Origin of the sequence: Anaerotruncus massiliensis (ex Togo et al. 2026) (assembly GCF_900199635.1) — a bacterium.
Classification (GTDB): Bacteria; Bacillota; Clostridia; order Oscillospirales; family Ruminococcaceae; genus Anaerotruncus; species Anaerotruncus massiliensis.
Genome location: NZ_LT962687.1, coordinates 760,199 through 777,774, shown reverse-complemented (window position 1 = coordinate 777,774; position 17,576 = coordinate 760,199). Strand labels below are relative to the sequence as shown.

The 17,576-nt window shown below is 63.1% G+C and carries 14 protein-coding genes and 1 other RNA gene; 5 read left to right on the top strand and 10 right to left on the bottom strand.

What is annotated here, in order from left to right:
• Positions 1 to 28: 28 nt before the first annotated feature.
• Positions 29 to 1,042: a deoxyguanosinetriphosphate triphosphohydrolase gene (locus tag C1A13_RS04265; protein WP_101549425.1), complete on the bottom strand. Its 1,014-nt coding sequence runs from the start codon at positions 1,040 to 1,042 to the stop codon at positions 29 to 31.
• 140 nt (positions 1,043 to 1,182) lie between these two features.
• Positions 1,183 to 1,809, bottom strand: coding sequence for an IMPACT family protein (locus C1A13_RS04260; RefSeq protein WP_101549423.1), 627 nt, complete (start codon positions 1,807 to 1,809; stop codon positions 1,183 to 1,185).
• Positions 1,810 to 2,434: 625 nt separating this feature from the next.
• Here C1A13_RS04260 and C1A13_RS14840 point away from each other — a divergent pair.
• Together C1A13_RS14840 and C1A13_RS04255 are read left to right on the top strand one after the other, a co-directional pair.
• The gene (locus tag C1A13_RS14840) at positions 2,435 to 2,611 is read left to right on the top strand and encodes a hypothetical protein (protein ID WP_172439106.1); all 177 of its coding nucleotides are present in this window, start codon (positions 2,435 to 2,437) and stop codon (positions 2,609 to 2,611) included.
• 140 nt (positions 2,612 to 2,751) lie between these two features.
• The gene (locus tag C1A13_RS04255; RefSeq protein WP_101549421.1) at positions 2,752 to 3,009 is read left to right on the top strand and encodes a hypothetical protein; all 258 of its coding nucleotides are present in this window, start codon (positions 2,752 to 2,754) and stop codon (positions 3,007 to 3,009) included.
• Between the two features lie 362 nt (positions 3,010 to 3,371).
• Here C1A13_RS04255 and C1A13_RS04250 read toward each other — a convergent pair whose 3' ends face one another.
• Both C1A13_RS04250 and gdhA read right to left on the bottom strand, forming a co-directional pair.
• Entirely contained in the window at positions 3,372 to 4,439 is a 1,068-nt protein-coding gene (locus tag C1A13_RS04250; protein ID WP_101553176.1) for a branched-chain amino acid aminotransferase, read from the bottom strand.
• Between the two features lie 201 nt (positions 4,440 to 4,640).
• Positions 4,641 to 5,996, bottom strand: coding sequence for an NADP-specific glutamate dehydrogenase (gdhA, locus tag C1A13_RS04245; RefSeq protein WP_101549419.1), 1,356 nt, complete (start codon positions 5,994 to 5,996; stop codon positions 4,641 to 4,643).
• A 230-nt stretch (positions 5,997 to 6,226) separates the two neighbouring features.
• Here gdhA and rnpB point away from each other — a divergent pair.
• From rnpB to C1A13_RS04230, 3 genes are all read left to right on the top strand, one after another.
• Positions 6,227 to 6,588: RNase P RNA component class A (gene rnpB, locus C1A13_RS04240), an RNA gene on the top strand.
• Positions 6,589 to 6,693: 105 nt separating this feature from the next.
• The gene (locus C1A13_RS04235) at positions 6,694 to 6,954 is read left to right on the top strand and encodes a pro-sigmaK processing inhibitor BofA family protein (RefSeq protein ID WP_172439160.1); all 261 of its coding nucleotides are present in this window, start codon (positions 6,694 to 6,696) and stop codon (positions 6,952 to 6,954) included.
• Positions 6,955 to 6,999: 45 nt separating this feature from the next.
• Positions 7,000 to 7,428 carry a GNAT family N-acetyltransferase gene (locus tag C1A13_RS04230; RefSeq protein WP_101549415.1) on the top strand — a complete coding sequence of 143 codons (429 nt, stop codon included), beginning with the start codon at positions 7,000 to 7,002 and terminating at the stop codon, positions 7,426 to 7,428.
• Between the two features lie 57 nt (positions 7,429 to 7,485).
• Here C1A13_RS04230 and secG read toward each other — a convergent pair whose 3' ends face one another.
• The 6 genes from secG to ftsZ form a co-directional block, all read right to left on the bottom strand.
• On the bottom strand, positions 7,486 to 7,737 hold the full coding sequence (gene secG / locus C1A13_RS04225) for a preprotein translocase subunit SecG (protein WP_101549413.1): 252 nt from the start codon (positions 7,735 to 7,737) through the stop codon (positions 7,486 to 7,488).
• Between the two features lie 1,485 nt (positions 7,738 to 9,222).
• Positions 9,223 to 11,457 carry a DNA gyrase subunit A gene (locus C1A13_RS04220; RefSeq protein WP_101549411.1) on the bottom strand — a complete coding sequence of 745 codons (2,235 nt, stop codon included), beginning with the start codon at positions 11,455 to 11,457 and terminating at the stop codon, positions 9,223 to 9,225.
• A 54-nt stretch (positions 11,458 to 11,511) separates the two neighbouring features.
• Positions 11,512 to 13,497 carry a DNA gyrase/topoisomerase IV subunit B gene (locus C1A13_RS04215; protein ID WP_101549409.1) on the bottom strand — a complete coding sequence of 662 codons (1,986 nt, stop codon included), beginning with the start codon at positions 13,495 to 13,497 and terminating at the stop codon, positions 11,512 to 11,514.
• A 120-nt stretch (positions 13,498 to 13,617) separates the two neighbouring features.
• Complete coding sequence (locus C1A13_RS04210; RefSeq protein ID WP_101549406.1) at positions 13,618 to 14,133, bottom strand: GNAT family N-acetyltransferase; 516 nt, start codon at positions 14,131 to 14,133, stop codon at positions 13,618 to 13,620.
• A gap of 14 nt (positions 14,134 to 14,147) precedes the next feature.
• A complete protein-coding gene (gene ppk1, locus C1A13_RS04205; protein ID WP_101549404.1) occupies positions 14,148 to 16,343 on the bottom strand; it encodes a polyphosphate kinase 1 in 2,196 nt (731 codons plus the stop codon).
• An 84-nt stretch (positions 16,344 to 16,427) separates the two neighbouring features.
• Positions 16,428 to 17,534 carry a cell division protein FtsZ gene (gene ftsZ, locus C1A13_RS04200; RefSeq protein WP_101549402.1) on the bottom strand — a complete coding sequence of 369 codons (1,107 nt, stop codon included), beginning with the start codon at positions 17,532 to 17,534 and terminating at the stop codon, positions 16,428 to 16,430.
• Positions 17,535 to 17,576 lie beyond the last annotated feature (42 nt).

Below are 17,576 nucleotides of genomic sequence, written 5' to 3'. Positions count from 1 at the left end.
CGGCCGCCTCCTTTCCGGATTGTTCCAATCAATAGATTTCCCACGGGCGCGGGACGAACAGCCGTTCGTAGGTCGCGACCGCGTAGCGGTCGGACATGCCCGATATGTAATCACAGGCGGCGCGCGCGGCGTCCTCCCGCTCATAGATCGCCTGGTATTCGTCGGGCAGCTCCTGCGGGTGCTCCGCGAAGTGGCGGTAGAGGCTCTTGACGACCTCCTCCGCCTTGCCCTCCTCCCCCTTCGCCACGGGGTTGAGGTAGACCGCTTCATACATAAACGAGTTGAACTGGGCGAACGCTTCGGCGGTCGCTTTGTCCATCCCGACGTCCTCGCCGCTGTTTTCCACCAGCGAGGTGATGAGGGCGGTGATCCGCTGGGATTTGGTGCGCCCGAGCGCGTATTTGATCGTCCAAGGGATGTCGTCCTGCGTCAGCACCTTCGCGCGCAGCGCGTCCTCGAGGTCGTGGTTGAGGTAGGCGATCTTGTCCGCGAAATAGACGGCGCGTCCCTCGAGCGTCCTTGCCCGGCCCTCCGGGGAGGGGTTGGAGTAGGAGTGGCAGCCGATGCCGTTGCGAACCTCCCAGGTGAGGTTGAGGCCAGCGCCGTCGTTTTCGATCCGCTCGACGACCCGCACGCTCTGCTGCGCGTGGGAAAACCCGTGCGGACAGACCTGTGCGAGCGCGCGCTCCCCGGCATGTCCGAACGGCGTGTGCCCGAGGTCGTGGCCGAGCGCGATCGCCTCGGTGAGCTCCTCGTTGAGGCGCAGCGCGACGGCGATCGTCCGCGCGATCTGGCTCACCTCCAGCGTATGGGTCAGCCGGGTGCGGTAGTGGTCCCCCTCCGGGGAGAGAAATACCTGCGTCTTATGCATCAGCCGGCGGAACGACTTGCAGTGGAGGATCCGGTCGCGGTCGCGCGCGTAGGGCGTGCGCAGCGGGCAGTCCTCGACCGGGCGTTCGCGTCCGAGCGAGTTTTGGGAGAGGCTGGCGTATTTTGACAGGGTGCGCGCCTGGATTTCCTGCGTCTGCTCGCGGATCGTCATGCGGTGCCTCCCTCCCGTCAAGCGGCTTTCCATGCCGGTTTGCAGTTTGTTCTACTATATTATACTCCGCAGATAAAAAAATTCCTGCCTGATGCAGAAATTTCTTGCAAAAGGCAGGATGTTCCACCGTTCGACAGGATTCATTCGGGGATGCAGGCGTACCGGCGGTCGACCGCCCGCGGCGTCACCAGCGCGGAGGTGCCCTCCGCCAGCGCCTTTTCAAAGGACGGGACAAAGCAGTCCTTCACCAGCACCTGCAGCCGCACGACCGCCCCAAAGTCGGAAAACGTCGTCTGCGCGTGAAACTGCGGCAGCAGGTAGGAGATCTTCCCGTAGAGGTCGTAGCCGAATTCGAGCGCCAGCTCGGTGCACTCGCTCATCGTCATCCGCTCCGCCGCGTCGACCGCGAGCTTCGCGCCGTGGGAGTAGGCCCGCACCAGCCCGCCCGCGCCGAGCAGGACCCCGCCGAAATAGCGCGTCACCACGCAGACCAGATCGGTCAGCCCCTCCCGCTGGAGCACCTCGAGCACCGGCACGCCCCCCGTCCCCTGCGGCTCCCCGTCGTCCGAGTAGCGGCGGGTTTGGCCGTCGCGCAGGATGTAGGCGTAGACGTTGTGGCTTGCGTCCCAGTATTTGTCGCGGCACTCCGCGATGAAGGCCGCCGCCTCCGCCTCGCTCGCCGCCGGCTTCACATGCCCGATAAAACGGGAGCGCCGCTCGGTGAATTCGTCGCTCGCAAAAGCCTTTATCGTCGTGTATTCGTCCACTGGAGGGCTCCTCTCGGGTTTGCCGCTCGGGGAGCGGCATAGTTGCCGGTGGCCGACCGGCGGCGGTTTTGGGTTTGCCGCTCATCTAGCGGCGCAGCTGCCGGTGGCCGACCGGCGGCGGTTTTGGGTTTGCCGCGCTGCGACGGCCCGCAGGCCTAGTGCCGGAGGCGTGTCCCGCCGACGGCCGCCCGGCGGGGCGTAGACGGGAATTGCCGCTTTCCAAGCGGCAAGAATCACGAGCGCGTTCCGCCGCGCGCCACGGGTTCCTTTTCGGACGGACGAAAAGGAACCAAAAGTCCGCCTAAGAACCCTCCACCTTGGGCGGCCTGCCCGGGCTGCGCCCGGAGCGCGCTACGCGCGACGGCCGCTCGCGGGCGCTCCGCCCCGCGACCCCGGCTTGAGTCCGCTACGCGGACCCGGCCCTGCGGGCCGGAACTCTAAGCGGTATCTCCGGGAGTACCTTTCCATAACCCGCGAACTGCCGCCGCTCCCCGCAGGTGCACTAGCTGAGGGCTCAATTCAGGTTGCGGATGCTCCCAACAATGGAACAGCCCGGCTCGCAAAAAGTTCTTGACTTTTGACCCCAAAAATCTTATAATTGTTTTGGGGTCAAAAGTCAAAGGAGGTGACGCACCTGACCGCCGCAAAAATGGGGCGGCCGACGACCGATCCGAAACCGCATAAGGTTGGAGCGCGTATCAACGACGAGGACTTCAAAATCCTCCTTGATTACTGTACGCGACATCAGAAAACCCAGCCGGAAGCGATCCGGGACGGCATCAAAAGCCTCAAGGAAAAGTGAAGGAAACGGCGATCCCCCAACAAGAAGCCCGCCGTTTCCGACCCACGCACAGGACCTTGCGGACCTCACGCACAAATATTTTACCATGTGCGCATGATTTCTGCAAGTACCTGTGCGGCAATGACAGAAAGGGGCCGTCCATGACCGTCACCCATGACGACTTTGAAAGCTACCTCCACGGGCGTCTCACCGAACAGCGGGACGCACTGCACGATTCCGAAGCCTGTTCCCTGCTTGACGAGCAGGTTGAACAGCTCGAAGCCGCCCTGCCCGGCGGAGAAACATTCGACGATTACCGCCAGGTCCTTCGCACCCGCGCAAACTACGAGGTCGGCTGGGCCTACTGGCGCGGCTATCTCGACTGTGTTTCCCTGCTCAAGCGCCTCACCGTGCTGTAATAAGAAGCGGCCGCCCGATGGGTGGCCGCTTCTTGTTGCGCAGTAAAATTTTCGTTCATTGGGAGCGCCCGCAACCTGAATTGAGCCCTCAGCTGGTGTACCTGTGGGGAGCGGCGGTAGTCTGCGGGTTATGGCAAGGTACTCCCGGGGATTCCTAAGGGACTGGCGGAAGTCCCTTAGGCGGACTTTTGGTTCCTTTTCGTCCGTCCGAAAAGGAACCCGTGGTGCGCGGCGGAACGCGCAAGTAATTCTTGCCGCTTGGAAAGCGGCAATTCCCGCGATAGCCCCGCCGGGCGGCCGTCGGCGGGACACGCCTCCGGCACTAGGCCTGCGGGCCGTCGCAGCGCGGCAAACCCAAGAGGTCAGCAGCAGGGCGTGATCCACCCGAAGGGATCGGGGATGCGCCCCCACTGGATGTCGGTGATCGTATCGTAGAGCTTCTGGCTGATCTCGCCGATCCTGCCCTCGTTGATGATGGTGACGGTGCCGCCGCATTTGAGCTCGCCGATCGGCGAGATGACGGCGGCGGTGCCGGTGCCCCACGCCTCTTCGAGCTTGCCCGCCTTGGCGGCGCTTTCGAGCTCATCGATCGAGAGCTTGCGCTCGGAGACGTTCATGCCCCACGACCGGAGCAGCTGGATGACCGATTTGCGGGTGATGCCGGGCAGGATGCTGCCGTCGAGCTCCGGGGTGACGATCTCGCCGTCGATCTTGAAGAAGACGTTCATCGAGCCGACTTCCTCGACGTATTTGCGCTCGACCGCGTCGAGCCACAGCACCTGGGAATAGCCCTGCCTCTCGGCCTCCTCCTGCGCGATGAGGCTGGCGGCGTAGTTGCCGCCCGTCTTGTAGGCGCCCATGCCGCCCTGGGAGGCCGCGCGGACGTATTTTGTCTCGACGTAGATCTTGACCGGATCGATGCCGCCCGCGTAGTAGGCGCCCGAGGGTGAGAGGATGACGCAGTAGACGTAGTGCGCGGACGGATGCACGCCCAGCACCGCCTGCGTGGCGACGATGAAGGGGCGGATGTAGAGGGAGGTGTCCGGCGCGGAGGGGACCCAGTCCTTCTCGATGGTGACGAGCCGCTTGAGGCCCTCCATCAGCAGCTCCTCATCCATTTTCGGGATGACGAGGCGCTCGCAGGAGGTGTTCAGGCGCTTGAAGTTCTGGCCGGGACGGAAGAACTGGATCTTGCCGTCGGCGGTGCGGTAGGCCTTCATGCCCTCGAAGACCTCCTGCGCGTAGTGCAGGCAGGAGCAGGCCGGGTCCATCGGGATGGGGCCGTAGGGGACGACGCGCGGGTCGTGCCAGCCCTGTCCGTCGTCGTAGTCCATCAGGAACATGTGGTCGGTAAAGATATGGCCGAAGCCGAGGTTGTTCTCGTCGGGCTTCTGCTTCGGATGATCGGTCAGCGTGACCTTGATCTCCATCATAGGTAAACACTCCTTTTTTCTCCCCGGTGATACGGTTTTCTATATGGTTTCCATCATAGCACGGAAGCGGTTCCGTGTCAAAAAAAATCCGTTATTTTCGTCAGATGCCACAAACCTCCGGCGGTATGGAAACAGGCTGCCGGAAAGGAATTCCGGCAGCCTGATCGTTTCTCATCCGCTGTGCGGGACCCGTTTCGCTTAGTAGGCGACGCCCTGCCACTTCATCGCGTCGGCGATCTTCATGAAGCCGGCAATGTTCGCGCCCATTACGAGGTTGCCCTCGGCGCCGAACTCCTTCGACGCATCAAACACGTTGTGGAAGATGTTCTCCATGATGTTTTTGAGCTTGGCGTCGACCTCCTCGGCCGTCCAGGAATAGCGCGCCGAGTTCTGGCACATCTCCAGGCCGCTGACCGCCACGCCGCCCGCGTTGGCCGCCTTCGCCGGTCCGAAGATTACGCCGCCCTTCTGGAAGATCTCGACCGCCTCGGGGGTGCTGGGCATGTTCGCGCCCTCGCAGACCGCCATCACGCCGTTTGCGACAAGCGCCCGCGCGGCCTCCGCGTCGATCTCGTTCTGGGTCGCGCAGGGCAGCGCGACGTCGCACTTGACCGTCCAGATGCCCTTGCAGCCCTCGTGGTACTCGGCGCCGGGCACCCGCGCGGCATACTCCTTGATGCGGGCGCGCTCGACCTCCTTGATCTGCTTGACGACGTCGAGCCTGATGCCGTCCTTGTCGTAGATATAGCCGTTGGAGTCGTACATGGCGACGACCTTCGCGCCCATCTCCTGTGCCTTCTCGCAGGCGTAGATGGCCACGTTGCCCGAGCCGGAGATGACGACCGTCTTGCCCGCGAGGGAGTCGTTCTTCATCGATTTGAGCATCTGCTGGGTGAAGTAGAGCAGGCCGTAGCCGGTGGCCTGCGGGCGGATGAGGGAGCCGCCGTAGGAGAGGCTCTTGCCCGTCAGCACGCCGGTGAACTCGTTGCGCAGGCGCTTATACTGGCCGTAGAGGTAGCCGATCTCCCGCGCGCCCACGCCGATGTCGCCCGCCGGGACGTCGGTGTCCGGGCCGATGTGGCGGTAGAGCTCGGTCATGAAGCTCTGGCAGAAGCGCATGATCTCCCCGTCGCTCTTGCCCTTGGGGTCGAAGTCGGAGCCGCCCTTGCCGCCGCCCATCGGCAGCCCGGTCAGCGAGTTCTTGAAGCACTGCTCGAAGCCGAGGAACTTGATGACCGACGCGCAGACGCTCGGATGGAACCGCAGGCCGCCCTTATAGGGGCCGATCGCGGAGTTGTACTGGACGCGGAAGCCGCGGTTGACCTGGACGTTGCCTTCGTCGTCCACCCACGAGACGCGGAACTGAATGAACCGCTCGGGCTCGACGATCCGGTCGATGATGCCCGCCTTTACAAGGTCGGGGCGCTGGGCCACGACCGGCTCAAACGATTCGAGGACCTCCCTGACCGCCTGCAAAAACTCCGGTTCGTTTGGGTTGCGCTTGCATACGGTGTCGTAGACGCCCTGCAGATATGTACTTTGAAAGGTTGACATGAAAATTCCCCCTTATCGAATTTCATCCATCCGGCCCGTTCGGGCCGCCGCGCCGGCGGGCCGCTTATCAGATATTCTTTATTATAATGAATCATTTGCAGTGATGCAAGATGAATGTTGCAAAAAAATGGTCTTTTTTCAAAGTTTTCACGTTTTTTATATGATCTTTGCAGGATTGACGGACAAGGTTGACGGATTCGTGCGTTTGGCGTATACTTACACCAGTGTAGAGAGCGCGTTGGACAGCGGCGCGGCCCCGCTTTGCGGGGGCGTGAGGAAAGTCCGGGCTTCACAGGGCGGGATACCTGCTAACGGCAGGCCGGGGCGACCCGAGGGAAAGTGCAACAGAAAGATACCGCCATCGCATCACGGGGGCTTCCCCCGCGGACGGTGGTAAGGATGGAAAGGCGAGGTAAGAGCTCACCGGGACGCGGGTAACCGCGCCGCCATGTAAACCCTATCCGAAGCAACGCCAGCTGGGACGATGCGGCGGCCCGCCGGGTCCCGAAAGGCGGCTTGAGCCGCGCGGCGACGCGCGGCCCAGAAAGATCGTTGTCCACGACAGAACCCGGCTTACAGACGCCCTCTCTACGCGCAAAAGAACCCGCAGCACGTGCTGCGGGCTCTTTTTTTGGACATATCCTCCGGCGCGCGGACATATCCTGTAATGGAATCCAAAAGCCCGGAGGTGAAAAATATGGCGCTATCCATCCTGACCGCCGCCGCGGGCGCCGTCTGCCTGATCATGCTCGCCGCCCTGTGGCGTTCCCGGCATTTTCTCCGTTCTCTCTGCTTCTCCGCCCTCACCGGCAACGCCGCCCTCCTTGCCGTCTGCTGGTCCGGGGCCTTCACCGGGATCGCCCTCTCCCCCAACCTCTTCACCGTCGGCGCCGCCACGCTGCTCGGCCTGCCCGGCGTGATTTCCCTGCTCGTCGTCAAGTTGATTTTCGGCGTGTGAGGGCGTATAATGGTCCGGTGAACGTTTCATTTACCGGAGGACGCTATGGAGATTCGATTTTTTGACGGCACGGACAACCTTTCCGACGCGCTGTGGGTGCGCGACGAGGTATTTACGAAGGAACAGGGCTTCACCATCCCCGACGAGGACGAGTTCGACGCGGTGTCGCGGCACATGGTCGTCTACCGGGAGGGCCGGCCCGCCGCCACCGGACGGGTCTACTGCGACGCGGACGGCGAGACCTTCCACATCGGGCGCATCGCGGTGTGCAAGGCCTTCCGCGGCGAGCAGCTCGGGCGGCTGCTGATGGAACGGCTCGAGGCCGCGGCGCGGAAGCGGGGCGCGAAAAAAATCGTCGTGGGCGCGCAGCTCTACGCCATCCCCTTCTATGAGAAGTGCGGCTACCGGCCCACGGGGGAACGGTTCTTCGAGGAATTCTGCGAGCATGAGACGCTTGTCAAGGAGTTTTCCTGAACATCCCCGGCACAAAAAACGCCCGGCCGAACGGCCGGGCGTTTGTCCGCAAATCGCTTATTTCATCGCGTAGCTGATGAGATAGACCGCAAGCGTGATGACCACAAACGCGATCCCCGTATACTTGGTGACGCGGACCATGGTCGCCTGCATCGAGCGGTTTTTGTTCTTCCCGAGATAGGACGATTCATTCGAGCCGGCAAGCGCGTTCAGGCCGTTGCCTTTACCCTCCTGAAACATGACAGTCACGGTAATCACAACGGCAGCAATCATGATCAGGACGCCGCCGATGATTTCAATCGCATTCATCCTTTTTTTACCTCCGATTCCTGAGTACTCCAACTCGTAATATGATAGCATAATCACCCTTTCAATGCAAGGGTTTCAAATAATTTTTTCCGTTTTGCATCTTTTCATCCCCCGGGCGCATACTAAAAACGGTTTTTACCTCGAAATTGCGTTTGCACGGGGCGGAAAACCCGAGCCGGACGGGCCTCCCGTCCGGCTTCTGTTTTTTTTGCCGCTCGGGGAGCGGCGGAGCTTTCACGGGAATTGCCGCCCGTGGGCGGCGGGGCTTTTTAGATAATCCGCGCTGCGCCCGGCGAGGCATTTGATCGCCCTCCTTCGGAGGGCTGAGGGGAGCCGCCTGCGGCGGCATGGATTGCCGGGACCCGCCCCGGCGGGCGGGCCGACTTCTTGCGCGCCCAAGAAGTCGGCGGAAGAAGGGCGCTCAAGGGCCCTCCGCCTTGGGCGGCCTGCCCGGGCATAGATGCGCTCCTCGCCTGCGGCGAGCGCCGCAGAGCGGCGACGCGCATTCAAAGAGGGCCACAGGCGCCACTTGTCCCTTCGGGACAAATGGTGTCCCCATTCGGGCTGTCGCTTCGCGACCCCTTTGGATTCCCCGTAGGGAGTCGCCATGCGACCCGGCCCGAAGGGCCGGAATCCTGAGAGAACGCCTTCGGCGGATGCCCGGAGCGCGCTACGCGCGACGGCCGATCTCCGGCCTAAGAGCCGCCTTCGGCGGTTGGCCTCCGAAACGCGGTCTGCGGACCGCAGTCGCGGGCGCTCCGCCCCGCGACCCCGGCTTGAGTCCGCTACGCGGACCCGGCCCTGCGGGCCGGAACTCTAAGCGGTATCTCCGGAAGTACCTTGCCAGTACCCGCAGGCTACCGCCGCTCCCCACGGGTACACCAGCTGAAGGCTCAATTCAGGTTGCGGGCGCTCCCAACAGATGAAGCTGGATGGCTCGCCGGGGACACACGGCGGAAAACAACGCCCGTTCCGGGCGTTCGCGCGCTCTGCGTGCGTGCGCGGCGTAGCCGCGCAGTTTTCCGCCTCCCCGTGGGCGTTGCGCGCCACGCAAAAGCGGCCGTGCCTCCCCGGAAGCACTTCCGGTACGGTTCCGGAGACTTGCCGGCAGAGGCATTGCGCCCGCGGCGCGGCGGCTGGCGGGATGCTGTACACCCGTCCGCTGATCCGTGAAGAGGGCGCCGCCGACTTTGGCCGCAGGCCAACCGGAGGCGGCGCGGGGGTCAAGGGGGCATGGCCCCCTGCGGCTTCTTTCCCCCATTTCTTGTCCGTACAAGAAATGGGGCCGCCTGCCGGGGCGGGACCCGGCAATCTCCGCCGCCGAAGGCGGCACCTATAAAGCACCCCGAAGGGGCGCGAACAAAAGCCCTCCGCCCGCTGGGCGGAAAAGCCTAAGGGGTCGCCGTCGGCCGACTACCGACAACCTCCGCCGCTCCCCGAGCGGCAAACCTAAAGAATCCTCCCTCGGCGGGCAGCCGAAAACAATTATAAGGTCAGCTGCTCTCCGTAGTCCTCCTCGCGGGGCATCATGCCGGCGGCCGGGAGGGTCTTGGTGCGGAACCGGTGGGGATTCGCGAGCATCCCTTCGCTGAACGGCTTCACCGAGGCAACGCGGTGGTTTTTCTTCTGCGTCATAACCGCGACGCCCTGCGTGGTGCGGGTCGTCTTGGAGGAGACGGCCCCGGCGTTGGCCAGCAGCATCCGCCCGGAGGAGGAGGTCATCAGGAAGTCCTCCCCGCCCTCGATCTGGAAGCAGGCCGCGAGCGGCGACGCGTCGGAATAGGCGCCCAGCAGTTTTTTGCGGTTTGTCTTGGTGGCGTAGCCCGAGAGGTCCACCTTCGCGGCCTTGCCGTTTTCAAAGAAGAAGAGCATATAGCCCGCGTAATCGGCGGTGACCGCCATATAGACGGCGCTTTCTCCCTCGTCCATGCCGAGCTTGGCGGGGATGTAATCGCCCAGCACGCTCGCCTTGCCGTCGTCGAAGTCGCTCGCCTTCGCCTTGTAGACCTGCTGGCGGTCGGTGAAGAAGAGCAAGTCGGTGTTGTTGGTCGCCTCCACCTCGCGGGCGACGGCGTCCCCCTCCTTGAGCTTCTGCTCGCCGCTCATGCGCAGCGACTGGGGGGTGATCTTCTTGAAGTATCCCTCCCTCGTAAAGAAGAGGTGCACCGGATAGTCGGGAACCAGCGACTCAGGCTCCTCCTCGTCCTCGCCCGACGGATAGTAGAGGAGGCTCTTCCGGGGCTTCGCGTACTTCTTGCTGACCGCGCGGAGCTCGTCGATGATGATCGCCCGGACCTTTTTGCGGTCCGCGAGGATCTCCTCCATCCCGGCGATCTCCTTTTTGAGCTGGTCGGTCTCCTCGACCCGCTTGAGGATGTGCTCGCGGTTGAGCTGGCGCAGCTTGATCTCCGCCACATATTCCGCCTGCACCTCGTCGATGCCGAAGCCGATCATCAGGTTGGGAACGACCTCCCGCTCCTCGGCGGTCTCCCGCACGATCCGGATCGCCTTGTCGATGTCGAGCAGGATCTTTTTGAGTCCCATGAGCAGGTGGAGCTTTTCCTTCTTTTTGCCGAGCTGGTGGTAGACCCGGCGCTTGACGCAGCCCTCGCGGAAGGCCGCCCACTCCTCGATCAGCTCCTTAACGCCGCAGACGCGCGGCATTCCGGCGATCAGGACGTTGAAGTTGCAGGAGAAGGTGTCCTCGAGCGGTGTGATGCGGAAGAGCTTGCGCATGAGCGCGTCGGGGTCGGCGCCCCTCTTGAGGTCGAGGGTGAGCTTGAGGCCGGAGAGGTCGGTCTCGTCGCGCATGTCGGCGATCTCGCGGATCTTGCCGCCCTTCACGAGGTCCACGATCTTGTCCATGATCGCCTCGACCGTCGCGGTCGGGGGGATCTCGGTGACGTCGATGCAGTTGTTCGCCTTGTCGTAGCTCCAGCGGGAGCGCACCCGCACCCCGCCGCGCCCGGTCGCATAGATCTTGCGCAGATCGTCCTCGTTGTAGACGATGTAGCCGCCGCCCGGGAAGTCGGGGGCGCGCAGCGTCTCGAGGATGTCGTGGCCGGGGTTTTTGAGCAGCGCGATCGTCGTGTCGCACACCTCGGCGAGGTTGAAGGGGCAGATCGAGCTGGCCATGCCGACCGCGATGCCGATGTTGGAGTTGACGAGGATCGACGGGAAGGTCACCGGAAAAAGGGTCGGCTCCTTCTGGGTGTTGTCGTAGTTGTCGACCATGTCGACGGTGTCCTCGTCGATGTCGCGGAAGAGCTCCGCCGCGATCGCGTCGAGCTTGACCTCGGTGTAACGGCTGGCGGCGTAGGCCATGTCGCGGCTGTACGCCTTGCCGAAATTTCCCTTGCTGTCCACATAGGGATGGAGCAGCGCCTCGCACCCGCGCGACATGCGCACCATCGTCTCATAGATCGCCGCGTCGCCGTGTGGGTTCAGCTTCATCGTCTGGCCCACCACGTTTGCCGACTTGGTCCGCGCGCCGGTGAGCAGCCCCATCTTGTACATCGTGTAGAGCAGCTTGCGGTGGGAGGGCTTGAAGCCGTCGATCTCGGGGATTGCGCGCGAGACGATCACGCTCATCGCGTAGGGCATGTAGTTGCTTTCAAGCGTCGTCACGATCGGCTGCTCGATCATCACCCCGGCGTTCTCGATGACCGCCGAGGAGTTCACCGGTTTTTTCGGTTCCTTTTTGGGTTTCTTTGTTGCCATTCACTGCACCTCAATACTGTTTTGCGCCGGCCTCCGCCGCGGGAGCGCGGGCGCTTATGAGAGGTCCGCCAGCTCCAGATACTGGTAGCCGTTTTCCGCGATGAACTCCTTGCGCCCGGCGAGGTTGTCCCCCAGCAGCAGGTCGAACATGTCGGAGGTCTCCTTCGCCTGGGAGGGGGTCACCTTGATGAGGCGCCGCGTTTCGGGGTTCATCGTCGTCAGCCACATCATGTCCGGCTCGTTTTCACCGAGCCCCTTGGAGCGCTGGACCGTGTATTTCGCGTTGCCGATCTCCTCGAGCGCGTGCGTCTTCTCCTGCTCGGTGTAGGCGAACCAGGTCTTGTCCTTCGTCGTGATCTCGTAGAGGGGGGATTCCGCGATGTAGACATATCCCCGCTCGATCAGCGTGGGGGCGAGGCGGTAGAGCATCGTCAGGATCAGCGTGCGGATCTGGAAGCCGTCGACGTCCGCATCGGTGCAGATGACGATCTTGTTCCAGCGCAGGCCGTCGAGGTCGAAGGAGGAAAAATCCTTGTTCGCCTTGGTGGTGACCTCCACGCCGCAGCCGAGCACCTTGAAGATGTCGACGATGATGTCGCTTTTGAAGATCTTGTCGTAGTCCGCCTTGAGGCAGTTGAGGATTTTGCCGCGCACCGGGATGATCGCCTGGAATTCGCTGTCCCGGCCGAGCTTGCAGGCGCCGAGCGCCGAATCGCCCTCCACGATGTAGATCTCGCGCCGTGAGACGTCCTTGGTGCGGCAGTCGACGAACTTCTGCACCCGGTTGGACATGTCCACCGTGCCGGCGAGCTTCTTTTTGAGGTTGAGGCGGGTCTTCTCCGCGTTCTCCCGGCTGCGCTTGTTGATGAGCACCTGCTCGGCGATCCGCGCCGCCTCGTCGGGATTCTCGATGAAATAGACCTCCATCTGGTGGCGGAGGAAATCGTTCATCGCCTCGTAGACGAATTTGTTGGTGATCGCCTTTTTGGTCTGATTCTCATAGGAGGTCTGGGTGGAGAAGTTGGAGGAGACGAGCACCAGGCAGTCCTCCACGTCCGCGAAGGTGACCTTGCTCTCCCCCTTCTGGTACTTGCCCGCGTTCCGGATGAGGTTGTCGATCATGTAGGTGAACGCGAGCTTGACCGCCTTTTCGGGACTTCCGCCATGCTCGAGCCAGCTCGAGTTGTGGTAGTATTCGCACCGGCTCACCCGGTTGGAAAAGCAGAAGGCCACCGACAGCTTCACCTTGTATTCCGGCTTGTCCTCCCGGTCGCGGCCGCGGCGCTCCGCCTTCCAGAACTGGATGGGGGTGAGCGTCCCGTCACCGGCGAGCTCCGCCACATAGTCGACGATGCCGTTTTCATAGCGGAACTCCGTCTCCTCGAAGCCGGAGTCCGCCTGGTTTCTGAGCAGGAAGGTCACGCCGTCGTTGACGACCGCCTGCCGCTTGATCGTGTCGGCATAGTATTCGAGCGGGATGTCGATGTCGGTGAAGACCGCGAGGTCGGGCCGCCAGCGGATCTTCGTGCCGGTGGCGCGGCGGCGGGTCTCCTCCTTTTGAAGGCCGCCGACATTCTCCCCGTGCTCGAAATGCAGGGAGTATTTAAAGCCGTCGCGGTAGATCTCCACGTCCATGTATTCGGAGGAATACTGGGTCGCGCAGAGCCCCAGCCCGTTGAGGCCGAGGGAGTATTCGTAGCTCTCCCCCTCGTTGGTCTGGTATTTGCCGCCCGCATAGAGCTCGCAGAAGACGAGCTCCCAGTTGTAGCGCTCCTCCCGCTGGTTGTAGTCCACCGGGATGCCCCGGCCGAAATCCTCGACCTCGATCGACTGGTCGCGGTAGCGGGTGATGAGGATCTTGTCCCCGTACCCCTCGCGCGCCTCGTCGATCGAGTTGGAGAGAATCTCAAACATCGCGTGCTCGCAGCCCTCCAGCCCGTCCGAGCCGAAGATTACCCCCGGGCGCTTGCGTACCCGGTCGGCGCCCTTGAGGGAGGAAATACTCTCGTTGCCGTAATCGGCGGTCCGTTTTTTTGGCATCTGCCTGCCTCCGTCTTTCTGTAATGCGGGAAATTCGCCCAGACGCAAGTTGTACGCCCGCTACGGGCGTACAACCTCGTAAAATCCAGCTTTTAGTTTACCCGTTTTTGCCGCGTTTTGTCAAGCGCGCGGCGGGCGCAGGCGCGCCATGTAGTATTCGTCGGCGTACTCCCCGTTCCGGATCGCCCCCATCCGCTTGGTGCCCTCGATCTCGAAGCCGAGCGACTTGTAGAGCCCGATGGCGCGGGCGTTGTCGGTGAACACGGTGAGCTCGACGCGCGTGAGCATGAGCCAGTTGTCCGCCACGTCGAGCGCCGCCTCCATCAGCGCGCGCCCGACGCCCCTGCCCTGCCAGTCGCGGTGGACCATGATGCCGAACCCCGCCGAATGGCGCATCCGGCCGGGATAGACCTGGAGGCCGGCGGTGCCGACGATCTTCTCCCCGCCCCCCGGCAGCGGCACGGCCGCCGCGAACTGGTGGTCGTCGGGGCCGAGGCCGTTTAAGTATGCCTCGCAGAACCCGAGCCGCTCGGAGGGAAGGGCGAGGATGTTTTCGCGCACGCCCTCCATGACGCGCAGCGCGTGGATGCCCTCCGCGTCGGACGGCCTGCATGGGCGTATGATAAATTCGGACATGGCGTTTCCTCCCGTCATTTGTGGAACAGGGCGCGGATCTTATCCCACAGCCCGCGCCTGGGGGCCGCCGGGGCCACGGGCGCCGCCTGCGGCTGCGCCGGGCGCATCACCGGCTGCACCGGGCGGGAGGCGCGCACCCGCGCCGACTCCTCCGCGCGCATGTAGGCGAGCTTGAAGAGGTCGATCTGGCTGTCGATCGGGGGCTTGTCGTTCTTGACCGGCTCGTATTCCCCGTCGGAGAGCAGCCGCTTGGCCTTGACGTTGTCGGAGAACTCGAGGTCGAGCAGGTTCATGATCCGCGCCTTGAGCTTCTCGTCCCGGATGGGGGCCGCGACCTCCACCCGGCGCTCCATGTTGCGCGTCATGAAATCGGCGGAGGAGATGTACATCCGGCTGCGCTCGGGCGTGCCGAACACGTAGATGCGCGAATGCTCGAGGAACCGCCCGACGATGCTGACGACCTCGATGTTGTCGGTATGGCCCGGCACCCCCACCCGCAGGCAGCAGATGCCGCGGATGATCATGCGGATTTTGACCCCCGCCATCGACGCCTCGGTCAGCTTGTCGATCACGTCCTTGTCGGTGAGGGAGTTGATCTTGACGGTGATCGCGGCCGGGCGGCCCTCCCGCGCGGCGATGATCTCCTGCTCGATGAACCGCAGCACCATCGGCTTCATCGAGACGGGCGCGGCCACGAGGTATTTGGTGTCCCCCACCGGGTTGCCGGTCAGGATGCCGTTGAAGATGCGGGTGCCGTCCTCGCCGAACTCACGATCGGCGGTCATCAGGCAGAGGTCGGTATAGAGCCGCGCGGTGCTCTCGTTATAGTTGCCGGTGCCGATCTGGGTGATGAAGCAGATCTTTTCCTCCACCCGGCGGGTGATGACCAGCAGCTTGGAGTGGACCTTGTATTCGCCCAGCCCGTAGACGACGTTGACCCCCGCCTCCTCGAGCCGCTTGGACCAGATGATGTTGTTCTCCTCGTCGAACCGCGCGCGCAGCTCGACGACGACGTGGACCTCCTTGCCGTTCTCCGCCGCCTTGATGAGCGCCGAGACGATCTGGCTCTCCCGCGCGACCCGGTAGAGGGTCATCTTGATCGACAGCACGGTCGGGTCGTCCGCCGCCTCGAGCAGCAGGGAGATGAACGGCTTCATGCTCTCGAACGGATAGGAGAGCAGGATGTCGTGGTCCTCGATCTGGGGGATCATCGGCCTGCCGGGCGTGACCAGGGAGGAATCCTGCGGCGTGAGCGGCGGGTAGAAGAGCCCCGGAAGCCCGCGGCGCTCCATCTTGGAGCAGAGGGTGAAGCCGAAGCCCATGTCGAGCGGAGAGAGGTTGAAGAAGACGCGGTCGCGGGTCAGCTCGAGCTTTTTGCAGAGCTGGTCGATGATCGCCTCGCTCGCCTCCCCCTGGAACTCGACGCGCACCGGCATCAGCTTGCGGCGGTTCTTGACCATCTCCTCCATGACGCTGCGGTAGTCCATGTCGTGGTCGTACATCGCCTCGTCGACGTTGATGTCGGCGTTGCGGGTGACGCGGAAGATCGTCTTGGCCACGACGACATAGCCCTGGAAGATGTGCTCGCAGTAGCGCAGCACGAGCTCCTCGAGCAGCACGAACTTGTTCTTGTCGAACGGCAGGTAGACGATCCGGTCGAACCCGGTGGACACGGGGATGATCGCCAGCTTGACGAACTCCCCCTTGGTTTTGAGCTGGGTGCAGATGTAGGTCTCCTTGTTGCGCAGGAAGGGGAAGGGATGGTGCTTGTCAATGATCTGCGGGGAGAGCATCGGCAGGATCTCGCCGCGGAAGTAGTTCTCCAGAAAGACGGTCTGCTCCTCGGTGAGCATCGAGAGGTCGAGATGCTCGATCCCCTCCCCCGCCATATCCGCCGAGAGGCGTTTGTAGGCGGCGTCCTTCTTTTCGATCAGCGCGCGGGTGTCCGCGAAGATCGCCTCGAGCTGTTCGGCGGGGCTCATGAGGGACTTGTTGTCGATCGCGTCCGGATCGAGCAGCGACGCGTCGGTCAGGGTGCCCACCCGGATCATGAAGAACTCGTCGAGGTTGCTGCCGAAGATCGAGAGGAACTTCAGCCGCTCGAGCAGCGGAATCGACCCGTCGCACGCCTGTTCGAGCACGCGCAGGTTGAACTTCAGCCAGCTGAGTTCGCGGTTCTGGTAGAGGATCGGGTTCGTGTTGTCGTTCATATTGCGTCCCCCCGTGACATTTTACAGGTTCTTTGCAGAGAAAACAGGGAGTATTGCCAATCCGGCAATACTCCCTGTTACAGATCAGTTCTTCTTGTTATTGAATATTGACAGAATGTCGAAGAAATTATCGTCGTCGTCCCCGCCGGCCTCGGTCGCGGGAGCACCGGGCTCCGCCTTGCCGTCGGTCTTTTTGCTGAAGCTGTAGTTGGGGAGGGTGAAGTTGCGGTCGCTGTCGAAGCCGGTGGCGATCACCGTGACCTTCATCTCATCCTGAAGCGAATCGTCGAAGGTCGCGCCCCAGATGAGGTTGACGTCGGGATGCGCGGCCTCGTGGATCATCGAGGAGGCGACGTCGATGTCGTCCAGGTCGATGTCGGGGGAGGCGGTGATGTTGACGATCACGCCCTTCGCGCCGTTGATCGAGGTTTCAAGGAGCGGGGAGGAGATCGCCGCTTCGGCGGCCGCGCGGGCCTTGTCCTTGCCCGAGGCGCTGCCCACGCCCATGTGGGCGTAGCCCGCGTCCTTCATGATCGCGGTCACGTCGGCGAAGTCGAGGTTGACCACGCCGGGGATGTTCACAAGGTCGGAGATCGACTGGACGCCCTGCTTGAGCACGTCGTCCGCCGCGGAGAAGGCGTTCTGGAGGGTGATCTTCTCCTCCGAGATCAGCTTGAGGCGCTCGTTGGGGATGACCAGCAGCGCGTCCACATGCTCGCGCAGCGCGGTGACGCCCATCTCCGCCTGCTCCATGCGGTGCTTTCCCTCAAAGTTGAAGGGCTTGGTGACGATGCCCACGGTGAGGATTCCCATCTCGTGGGCGACCTCCGCCACGACGGGCGCGCCGCCCGTCCCGGTGCCGCCGCCCATGCCTGCGGTGATGAAGACCATATCGGTGCCCTTGAGCGCCGAGGCGATCTCGTCGCGGCTCTCCTCGGCGGCCCGCTGGCCCTTTTCGGGGTTGCCGCCCGCGCCCTTGCCGCGGGTGAGCTTGTCCCCGATGTGCAGCTTGTATGTAGCATGCGAGCGCAGAAGCGCCTGGTTATCGGTATTGATCGAGATGAATTCCACACTCTTCATCCCCGACTGCACCATGCGGTTGATGGCGTTTCCGCCGCCGCCGCCGACCCCGACCACCTTGATCGAGACAACGTTCTCACTGTCACTGGCCATGTCGAAGTTCATTAACATCGCGGTTCCCCCTGTGCAATTCTATAAAATGGAATCCTGCAA

Excerpts from the sequence above, each read along its gene's own strand:
- C1A13_RS04265 (WP_101549425.1), bottom strand. The coding sequence starts at position 1,042 with ATGACGATCCGCGAGCAGACGCAGGAAATCCAGGCGCGCACCCTGTCA.
- C1A13_RS04255 (WP_101549421.1), top strand. The coding sequence starts at position 2,752 with ATGACCGTCACCCATGACGACTTTGAAAGCTACCTCCACGGGCGTCTC.
- C1A13_RS04250 (WP_101553176.1), bottom strand. The coding sequence starts at position 4,439 with ATGGAGATCAAGGTCACGCTGACCGATCATCCGAAGCAGAAGCCCGAC.
- gdhA (WP_101549419.1), bottom strand. The coding sequence starts at position 5,996 with ATGTCAACCTTTCAAAGTACATATCTGCAGGGCGTCTACGACACCGTA.
- C1A13_RS04235 (WP_172439160.1), top strand. The coding sequence starts at position 6,694 with ATGGCGCTATCCATCCTGACCGCCGCCGCGGGCGCCGTCTGCCTGATC.
- C1A13_RS04230 (WP_101549415.1), top strand. The coding sequence starts at position 7,000 with ATGGAGATTCGATTTTTTGACGGCACGGACAACCTTTCCGACGCGCTG.
- secG (WP_101549413.1), bottom strand. The coding sequence starts at position 7,737 with ATGAATGCGATTGAAATCATCGGCGGCGTCCTGATCATGATTGCTGCC.
- C1A13_RS04220 (WP_101549411.1), bottom strand. The coding sequence starts at position 11,457 with ATGGCAACAAAGAAACCCAAAAAGGAACCGAAAAAACCGGTGAACTCC.
- C1A13_RS04215 (WP_101549409.1), bottom strand. The coding sequence starts at position 13,497 with ATGCCAAAAAAACGGACCGCCGATTACGGCAACGAGAGTATTTCCTCC.
- C1A13_RS04210 (WP_101549406.1), bottom strand. The coding sequence starts at position 14,133 with ATGTCCGAATTTATCATACGCCCATGCAGGCCGTCCGACGCGGAGGGC.
- ppk1 (WP_101549404.1), bottom strand. The coding sequence starts at position 16,343 with ATGAACGACAACACGAACCCGATCCTCTACCAGAACCGCGAACTCAGC.
- ftsZ (WP_101549402.1), bottom strand. The coding sequence starts at position 17,534 with ATGTTAATGAACTTCGACATGGCCAGTGACAGTGAGAACGTTGTCTCG.